The organism is Ferrimonas sp. (genome assembly GCF_048263965.1).
Classification (GTDB): domain Bacteria; phylum Pseudomonadota; class Gammaproteobacteria; order Enterobacterales; family Shewanellaceae; genus Ferrimonas.
Genome location: NZ_JBLXDO010000020.1, coordinates 67,975 through 76,629 on the forward strand (window position 1 = coordinate 67,975; position 8,655 = coordinate 76,629).

Sequence of the window (8,655 nt, forward strand, 5' to 3'; positions counted from 1 at the left end):
ATGAACGCTCTGCAACAGTTTGTCAGTGACTGGTCCGGGGATCGACGCACCTTTCAGATCTCCTGGGGCAAGGCGATGATGTGGATCTTCCTGCTCAGTGACACCTTCGTCTTCGGGTCATTCCTGGTGGGCTACATGGTGGCGCGGATGTCCACCACTGTGCCCTGGCCCATCCCTTCCGAGGTGTTTGCCCTGACCGTCGGCGGCGTGACCGTCCCCTTGCTGCTCATTGCCATCATGACCTTCATCCTGATCACCTCCAGCGGCACCATGGCGATGGCGGTGAACTATGGTTACCGCAAAAGCCGCAAGGTGGCGGCAACCCTGATGTTGGTCACCGCAGTATTGGGGGCCAGTTTCGTGGGGATGCAGGCGTTCGAGTGGAGCAAGCTGATTGAGGATGGCGTTCGTCCCTGGGCCAATCCCATGGGGGCCTCCCAGTTTGGGGCGGCGTTTTTCATGATCACCGGTTTTCACGGCCTGCACGTCTCCATTGGCGTCATCCTGCTGTTGGTGGTGGCCAACAAGGTGCGCAGAGGCGACTACGAGGCCAGCGGTGATTACGGCATTGTGGAGACCACGGGTCTCTATTGGCACTTCGTGGACCTGGTCTGGGTCTTCATCTTCGCCTTCTTCTATCTGTGGTAGGAGGGAGTATGCACACGAGTGACGGAGGACAGCAGCACCCCATAGGGCTCTACTTCAAGATCTGGGGGCTGCTGTTTGTACTGAGCGCCCTGAGTTACATGGTGGATTACGCCGGTCTGGAAGGGATGCTTCGATGGACGCTGATCATCCTGTTTATGCTGCTCAAAGCGGGGCTGATTGTGGCGGTGTTCATGCATATGATGTGGGAGCGACTGGCGCTGATCTACGCCATTTTGTTACCGCCCCTGGCTCTGCTGGTGTTGGTGGCATTGATGGCCATGGAGTCAGACTACACTCAACTGCTGCGCCTGACCCACTTCGTCACCGGCAATTAGTCGAATTCAAGATGGGTGAACCCTCGCCAGCCAGAAACGGTAGAGGCCTTCGATGTTGCTGCTGCACAGCAGCGGCATCGCTTCGGCCACAAGGGGGTCATCCCACTCCCACCAGCACATCTGCTGCAGCCAGGCAACCTGCTGCTCATCAAAGCGCATCTTCAGCACCTTGGCCGGATTGCCTCCGACGACCGCATAGGGCGCCACATCCTTGGTGACCAGGGCGCGGCTGGCGATGATCGCGCCGTTCCCTATTTTGACCCCGGGCATGATCATCGCCTCGCTTCCCACCCAGACATCATGGCCAAGCACGGTATCGCCGACGGTAGCGAAACCGTCGGCGGCGCCTCCAAAGGCGGGATTATCCTGGTAGAAAAAAGGGAAGGTCGCTGCCCAGTCACTGCGGTGTCCCTGATTGCCCGCCATCATAAAGACCGCCCCTGAGCCGATGGAGCAGTAGCTGCCGATGATCAGTTTATCCACATCGGTGCGATCCGGCGCCAGGTAGCGGGCGCAGTCATCGAAGCTGTGATTGTGGTAGTAACCGGAGTAGTAGCTGTGCTTGCCAGCGATAATATTGGGATTGGTGATCTGCTCACTAATTGGCGAGCCAGAAAAGGGCGAGTCGAAATAGTTGTTCATGCTGATATCGAAAACAGGGGCAGGATTCCGGGAGTCTACTCCTGCCCCACCGGGAGTGCCAGGGGGCTGGCCCTGGCTGAGTGTTATTGGTGTCAGCAGGTCCCCATTACCACAGGGGGTGTTTCAGCCACCAATGCTGCATGCGCACCGCACCGGACTCGACCCCCTGTTCGTGCCCCATATCCAGGACCATCGGGTGCTTGGACAGAACCTGACAGAGGTCGGCTTCCTGAGCCGTTTCAACGTCCACTAGCATCAGGTGCTGACCGCGCTCAATGCATCTGTGGTAACGCTGTCTTATCTCATGGGGAGCACTGATGCCAATAAGGCCGCCTTCCCAGACACAGAACCCCAGCAGGATTACGGCAAACATCAGGAAGGGGGCCCAGCCATAAGCGCTGTTGCCCACATCAAATAGGCTGGCCAGCGCCAGGCAGAGCAGGGCAAGCTGGGCACCAATTTTGGCGCCTTGCAGGGTGGAGTGAGCCAGTTCCAGGAACAGCAGTGAACTGCCGTTCTGTAGATGAAAGCGTTTGGCCAGAGAGCCCTTGTCGCTCACCACATGGATCTGGGCGGGGCTCAACCCCTGCCGCTCCAGTTGGGTTTCAATCTGACCCAGTTCCCATAGGCTGTTGGCGAGGTACAGATGTCTGGTCATGATCCTCTCCCAGTTGCACAGGCGTCTTTTCAGACGGGCAATGAAAAGCCGTGGAGTAAAGTATAATCAGCCTGCGGCAGTCTGGTTTAAGTTGGTGCAGATTTGTGTCCCTGAGTGCCGGGCAAGTTGATATACTGCGCCGATTGCAATTTATATGAGCCTTTAACACCATGCTGAGCTATCGACATAGCTTCCACGCCGGCAACCATGCCGATGTGCTGAAACACGCGGTTCAGGCGCTGATTCTTGAGTCGCTGAAGCGAAAGGATAAGCCCTTTGTTGCCCATGATACCCACTCAGGTGCCGGACGTTATGATCTGACCTCCGATCATGCCGAGAAGACCGGTGAATACGTGGATGGCGTCGCCCGGCTCTGGGGTGAAGACTGTCCTGAAGAGCTCCACCCCTACCTGAAAGCGGTCAAGGCACTCAACCCCAGTGGTAACCTGCGCTACTATCCTGGCAGCCCCCTGTTGACCCGGACATTGATGCGCGAGCAGGACCGCATGGTACTGACCGAACTGCATCCGACGGACTTCCCCCGCTTGAAGCAGGAGTTTGCCCGCGATCGCCAGGTGAAGGTGTACCAGGAGGACGGCTACGCCCGCCTGAAGGCTTCGTTGCCGCCGAAGGAGCGTCGCGGTGTCGTGCTGATCGATCCCCCATACGAGCTTAAGGGCGAGTACAAGGACCTGGTCAAAGGGATCAAAGAGGGGGTTCAGCGCTGGGCCACTGGCACCTACGCCATCTGGTACCCTGTGGTGAGCCGACAGGAGATCAATCGCCTGGAGCGTGCCCTGGAATCCACCGGCATCCGCAAGATCCTGCAGATTGAGTTGAATGTCACCGAAGACACCCGTGAGCATGGTATGACCGGCTCCGGGATGATTGTCATCAATCCGCCCTGGACCCTGGAACAGCAGATGCAAAAGGTGTTGCCCTGGCTCAGGGATAAACTGGCTCAGGATGAGATGGCCAATTTCCGCCTGCGCTGGATTGTGCCGGAGTAATTAAGCCAGACAGGGTCCCGAAAGGGGCCCTGTTTCGTTCTGGGGCAGTTGCGCTTTGTTGAGGAGTTTCCAGGTTCAGGCGGGAATGGGAGATTCGGCGAAGTCATTGCCCAGGCCAGCTTCACAGACCCGGTTTCTGCCTTGTCTCTTTGCCTGATAGAGGGCGGTGTCAGCCTGTTGGTAGATCTGTCTGGAGGACTCAAACTGCCCGGGGTCAACGGTCTTGATGCCGATGGACGCGGTGATGTGCAGGCTGCCTGATTCCAGGGGCATAGGGGTCTGGGCCAGCTTGTGACGAATCATCTCGCACTGGGCCACCAGGCCTGGCTGATCCGGAGCCGTCAGCATGGCGGCAAACTCCTCTCCGCCGACCCGGAAGCACTGACCGTGAACCAGAGATACCGACTGGTCGATGATCTTGGCGGCGTGCTTCAGGGCGCGATCGCCCACCTGGTGACCGAACCTGTCGTTGATGGACTTGAAGTGGTCCAGGTCAATCAGCACCAGGGCACGAGTCTGGCCGCTGACCTCAATCTCAAGTTTATCCAGGGCGTAGCGGAAACTGCGGCGGTTCTTAAGCCCGGTCATGGCGTCGCAGTAGGCTTGCTCTTTGAGTTTCTGGTTCAGCACTTCCAGCTCTTTATTTCTGGCCATCACCTCCAGGTTCATCTGTCTGGAGGAGTCGCTGCGGGCACTGACCAGATCATTTCTGAGCTGGTAGAACTGTTTGGAGATCAGAATGCCCAGCAGTTGCATCTCTACGGTGAACAGGCCACTGAGCAGGTACTTGGTGTCCAGGGCGATGGGCACCCAGCCCAGAGCGTTGGCGAAACTCAGGCCGATGCAGATCAGCAGGCAGGGCCAGGCCAACAGAAACAGTAAGTTGGTCCAGCCAGGCAGTCGCCAGGCGGTAACCACTGCGCAGCCGCTCAAAAGGGCCAGAATCTGCATCGACAGTGGAATCAGCATCGCCATGGTGGCCAGGTGAACACCGCTGAGCGTCAAAACCAGAGAAACCAGCATCAGGCCGATTAGCAGCTGCAAAACACTTCTTAACACGGGGAAGTGTTGGCGAATATTGAGGAAGCGCTCAGCAAACAGGGAGGAGGCCAGGATCAGGGCGGTATAGCTTATCTGCAGGGCCCAGAAGTTGAGTGTGGGCCACTCGGGCCATAACCAGCGGAAACCGAACCCGTAATAGAAGAAGGTGCACAGCAACGCCGTAAACAGATAGGCGCTGTAGGTGATGAAGTTGGTGTTTTTCAGCACTATGGACAGGGTCAGCCCATACACCAGCATGATCGCCAGAGAGCCGAAGAACATGCCAAACAGGAAGTTACGCTCCAACTGGTGCTGAGCCCACTCCTCTTTGGTGTGCAATTTGACCGGCAGCAGTTCGAAGAATCCGCCTTCGGTATTCAGTTTGACCCAGACATCGGTGCTGGAGAGTGGGGGCAGGGTCAGCTCAATGGTGGGGGTGATGCTCTGCAGCGGGCGTTCATCGAAGGGGACCCGATCACCCATTTTGTAGTGGCCAGCCAGTTCTGAGTAGACCTCGATGTAATCCTGGGTGGTGGAGCTGAACTCAAGCAGCCTGCTGCGCGAGTGTTCCGACTGGTTGGTGACAACCACCTTTAACCAGTAGGTGGAGTTTGAGATGCCGAAGCGAGCGGTGTCATCGGGCAGGAGCTGCCATTGAGCCAGGTTCATTCGGGCGATGTCATAAACGGCGAGGTCGCGACCGCTGTCCTCGAAATAGAAGACCTCCATCTCCACCGTTCTGGCCTGAGTCCAAAACGGCAGGAGTATAAGGACGATAAGAGCTAAAAGACTCTGACCCCGCTTCCTGTTCACCCACCCAAATCCATTGGCGAATATTATTTGGCGCAATCTATCACCGTCAATTTTTCGTTGCACCGTCAAAGATATGTTGTGTGATCGGCGTCAAAGAAAATGGCGGCTTTGGCTCTGTGATTCGCTTACCTAACATATTGAATATGAGTTAGAAAGTCTTTGCTGGAAATGAATAAACCGGATGAGTCAGGCACAAAAAAGGCCGACTTTTGGGCCGGCCTTTAGCGACTATCGAGTCGCGCTGATTACCACATCAGATCGTCTGGAATCTGGTAGTCGGCGTAGGGGTCGTCCTCGACCGGAGCGCTCTCCTCGCTCTTGGCCAGGGGAATCACCATGGCAGGATCGCGCTGCTCAATCTTCTCGACCACCTTGGAGGGCACCAGTTCATAGCGCTCCTCCTGGATGACGATGCCAAGCTGGCCGGCAATCAACTGCTGTTGCTGAGCCTTGGTCACGTAGACCTTGGTGATCTTGCCATCGTGGCTGAAGTTGTAGGCGATGTCGCCCTTGCTGCGATCCTGCTTACTGGTGTCGATCAACTGCTTGATCTGGGCCAGAATCGCTTTTGCCTGAGCCTCTTCCTGCTTCTGGCGATTCAGCTCACGGTCACGTTCCTGCTGCTCGCGCTTGCGTTGCTCGGCCAGCTGTTTGGACTCATCGGTCACCACTTGCTTGGCTTTACGCTGCTTGTGCTTCTCTTTTTTGGCCTTCTGTACCGACTTCTTATCGGCCAGGCCCGCTTTTAAAAGTTGGTCCGCTAACGACATGGTCGCTCCGTCCTTAATCAATAAATACCGCAGTGGCCAAGTGTATCAGCTTGTCAGCCAAACCCAAATGGCCCCTTTGGCTCTGGATTTTCACCAGGCTCTGCCCTAGTGTGGTGGTTTTCCCTTTAGACGGTAGCAGGCAATGACAGTCACCACCCACTCACTGGTTGTGGGCCAACAGGCGACGGGCACAGACATCACTGTGCCAGTGATTCGATTTTCAGGGCAGGGGTTGGGCCCCAGTACCTATATACAAGCCAATGTCCATGGTGCCGAGGTTCAGGGAAACGCGGTCATCCATCACCTGGTACAGCTCTTCAAAGAGTACCCGCCTCTGGGGGAAGTGGTGCTGGTGCCCATGGCCAACCCACTGGGAATAAACCAGAAGAGTGGTGAGTTTACTCTGGGTCGCTTTGACCCGGTAAGCGGAGAGAACTGGAACCGTCAGTATCACTTTGATCCCAGCCTGGTACAGCATCTGGCTCAGACCATGACTCATGCCAGCGAGAAGCAGCTGGCCCAGGCGATGCGAGAGGGGATTCAGGCTCAACTGGATGCCAAGTTGGCGTCGCCCTTTGGCGTGAAAAGTGGCCAGCACCTGGCATTGAGGTTGCAAAAGATGGCTCTGGAGGCGGACATTGTTCTGGATTTGCACACAGGTCCTATCTCTGCCCGCCACCTCTATGTGCCTCAGTACGCACGAGAGCGGGCACACCTGTTCAACATTCCTCTCAATATTCTGATTCCCAGCGATTTTGCCGGGGCTATGGATGAGGCCAGTTTCAGCCCCTGGTGGCAATTGTCAGAGGCGATGGCTCAGCAGGGCAGAGAGCTGCCGGTTCTGGTGGATGCCTTTACCCTCGAACTGGGATCTCAGGAGTACCTCAATGTCGACGATGCATATTGGGACGCGCTGGGTATTGCCCGCTACCTCCAGCATCAGGGTGTACTGCCTCAGTTCGACACACCTCTGCCTAATATCACCCAGTATGCCTGCCAGCTGGATGACTATCGTGCGGTCTACAGTCCCTGTGGTGGTCAGATTGAATACCTGGCTAACCTAGGACAGCCGGTTGACCCAGGGCAGCCCTTGGCCCGTATCTGGCACTTCGATGCGTTGATGACGGGAAAACGGGAAAGCAGAGATCTGACGCTCCCGGAAACCGTGATTCCTGTGCTTAACTTTGCGTCGGCCAGTGTTCGCCAGGGAACTGAACTGTTCAAGGTGTTGAGCAACACCTTCTTACTATAGGAACTTGCATTGTGCCTGTTCTCAACTCGTTAATTTTTAGGCATTTAGCCACATAGTGAACAGGATTTGACGCGAAATGCAGCGGACAGTCATGGGGCTGGGCAAAGATAGACCATTTGCATCGCTGGCCCTTGCAAATCTGCCGGGAGGGAGTATCATGCGTCCTCGTTGTCGGCCAGTAGCGCAGCCTGGTAGCGCACCGTCATGGGGTGTCGGGGGTCGGAGGTTCAAATCCTCTCTGGCCGACCACTTTTTCTTAAGGTTATAGAACGAATTTTTCTTTCTGTAACTGTCGACCCTGGAAAGTGCTTCGCACTTTGGGTCGGACCGGGACGCCGGCCGGGTTAAATCCCTCTGGCGACCACTTTTTCTTTAGGTTCTAGAATGGATTATTCCTTCTGTAACCTTCGACCCAGGAAAGTGCTTCGCACTTTGGGTCCAACATTTCAGATGCAACTGCGAGCTCTGAAGTGACAATCAGTTTTGTCGGCCAGTAGCGCAGCCTGGTAGCGCACCGTCATGGGGTGTCGGGGGTCGGAGGTTCAAATCCTCTCTGGCCGACCACTATTCAAATGAACCGATTCACGAAAGTGAGTCGGTTTTTTTGTGCCGCCTCCCCGGAAAGCGCTGCGCACTTTGGGTCGGACCCTGGCCGGGCGCGGTCAAATCCTCTCTGGCCGACCACTATTTGAGAGAGGGCTCTAACGTCAAGTTAGAGCCTTTTTTCGTTTCTCCGGTTCTAAACGGCAGGTTGACTCGTACCGAGTCTATTCAATCCACTGCGTATTCCCCTAGCACGGTCATGCCGTATATGGACTCCTCCCGTATATGGACTCCTCCCGAGTTTCAACCTCCAGCGCAAACAGACAAAGTAAGATGCAGGCGTATATTCGGGCTCTTGATGGGTTGCGATCCCTGGCCACTGATGTTTTCGCACCACCATGCCTCTACGCGAACGCGGAATTGAATTCTCGCCGGCAAGATCAGGCTCTTGGTGGTCGGTCTCACCTGTTTGTTACGCGCTCTTGGTTGTCACTCTTAACTCTTGAATCGATGGTTAGATAGCTTGAGATTGTTGATAATCCTGATCTCGGTGCAACATAGCCCAGGCAGTGCGAATGGTTTTGTTAACTAGCGCCACTGCCGCGCGTCGAAGCCCGCGTCGCTCAATAATTGCCAACAGCCATCTTTCTTTGAGTGTCTTAGGTGGCCTACGGCCTAATTGCATGGCCACAGCTAATGCCCCCTGAATCAGGTTGGCGCGCAGCCGCTTATGGCCTATCCGCTTGCCAATACCACCTAAAGAAGTGACGCCCCCGGTACTGAATTGCTTAGGCGTCACTCCAATGCAGGCCGCGGCTTCCCGGCCATTCTTAAACCCTTCACCACGCTCACCTAAGATGAGATACAAGGCCAAGGCATTAACCTCGCCAACGCCTTCAAGCTTCATGAGCCTCTTGCAGGGCGACTGCTGCTTTATCAATTC

Annotated in this window: 9 protein-coding genes and 2 tRNA genes; 6 read left to right on the forward strand and 5 right to left on the reverse strand. The window is 55.9% G+C overall.

Going from position 1 to position 8,655, the window contains the following annotated elements; all coding sequences use genetic code 11:
- The gene (locus ACN0RV_RS15645; RefSeq protein ID WP_417349010.1) at positions 1–648 is read left to right on the forward strand and encodes a heme-copper oxidase subunit III family protein; all 648 of its coding nucleotides are present in this window, start codon (positions 1–3) and stop codon (positions 646–648) included.
- Between the two features lie 8 nt (positions 649–656).
- On the forward strand, positions 657–983 hold the full coding sequence (locus ACN0RV_RS15650) for a cytochrome C oxidase subunit IV family protein (protein ID WP_417349012.1): 327 nt from the start codon (positions 657–659) through the stop codon (positions 981–983).
- Positions 984–989: 6 nt separating this feature from the next.
- Here ACN0RV_RS15650 and catB read toward each other — a convergent pair whose 3' ends face one another.
- Positions 990–1,625 (reverse strand): type B chloramphenicol O-acetyltransferase, encoded by a 636-nt coding sequence (gene catB / locus ACN0RV_RS15655; RefSeq protein WP_417349014.1) that lies wholly within the window; start codon positions 1,623–1,625, stop codon positions 990–992.
- 106 nt (positions 1,626–1,731) lie between these two features.
- Complete coding sequence (locus ACN0RV_RS15660) at positions 1,732–2,283, reverse strand: hypothetical protein (protein WP_417349016.1); 552 nt, start codon at positions 2,281–2,283, stop codon at positions 1,732–1,734.
- A gap of 170 nt (positions 2,284–2,453) precedes the next feature.
- On the opposite strand from ACN0RV_RS15660, the gene ACN0RV_RS15665 reads away from it, so the two are divergent.
- The gene (locus ACN0RV_RS15665) at positions 2,454–3,293 is read left to right on the forward strand and encodes a 23S rRNA (adenine(2030)-N(6))-methyltransferase RlmJ (protein WP_417349017.1); all 840 of its coding nucleotides are present in this window, start codon (positions 2,454–2,456) and stop codon (positions 3,291–3,293) included.
- A gap of 75 nt (positions 3,294–3,368) precedes the next feature.
- Here ACN0RV_RS15665 and ACN0RV_RS15670 read toward each other — a convergent pair whose 3' ends face one another.
- Both ACN0RV_RS15670 and ACN0RV_RS15675 read right to left on the reverse strand, forming a co-directional pair.
- Complete coding sequence (locus ACN0RV_RS15670) at positions 3,369–5,063, reverse strand: diguanylate cyclase (protein WP_417349019.1); 1,695 nt, start codon at positions 5,061–5,063, stop codon at positions 3,369–3,371.
- 329 nt (positions 5,064–5,392) lie between these two features.
- Positions 5,393–5,917, reverse strand: a complete 525-nt coding sequence (locus ACN0RV_RS15675; protein ID WP_417349021.1) for a DUF2058 domain-containing protein — start codon at positions 5,915–5,917, stop codon at positions 5,393–5,395.
- A gap of 142 nt (positions 5,918–6,059) precedes the next feature.
- Here ACN0RV_RS15675 and ACN0RV_RS15680 point away from each other — a divergent pair, with 142 nt between their 5' ends.
- The 3 genes from ACN0RV_RS15680 to ACN0RV_RS15690 all read left to right on the forward strand — a co-directional run bounded on the left by ACN0RV_RS15680 (position 6,060) and on the right by ACN0RV_RS15690 (position 7,733).
- The gene (locus tag ACN0RV_RS15680; protein WP_417349023.1) at positions 6,060–7,169 is read left to right on the forward strand and encodes a succinylglutamate desuccinylase/aspartoacylase domain-containing protein; all 1,110 of its coding nucleotides are present in this window, start codon (positions 6,060–6,062) and stop codon (positions 7,167–7,169) included.
- Between the two features lie 172 nt (positions 7,170–7,341).
- A tRNA-Pro gene (locus ACN0RV_RS15685) sits at positions 7,342–7,418 on the forward strand.
- A 238-nt stretch (positions 7,419–7,656) separates the two neighbouring features.
- A tRNA-Pro gene (locus ACN0RV_RS15690) sits at positions 7,657–7,733 on the forward strand.
- Between the two features lie 493 nt (positions 7,734–8,226).
- Here the strand turns inward: ACN0RV_RS15690 and ACN0RV_RS15695 are convergent.
- A partial coding sequence (locus ACN0RV_RS15695) for a transposase (protein WP_417349025.1) occupies positions 8,227–8,655 on the reverse strand: 429 nt, incomplete at its 5' end.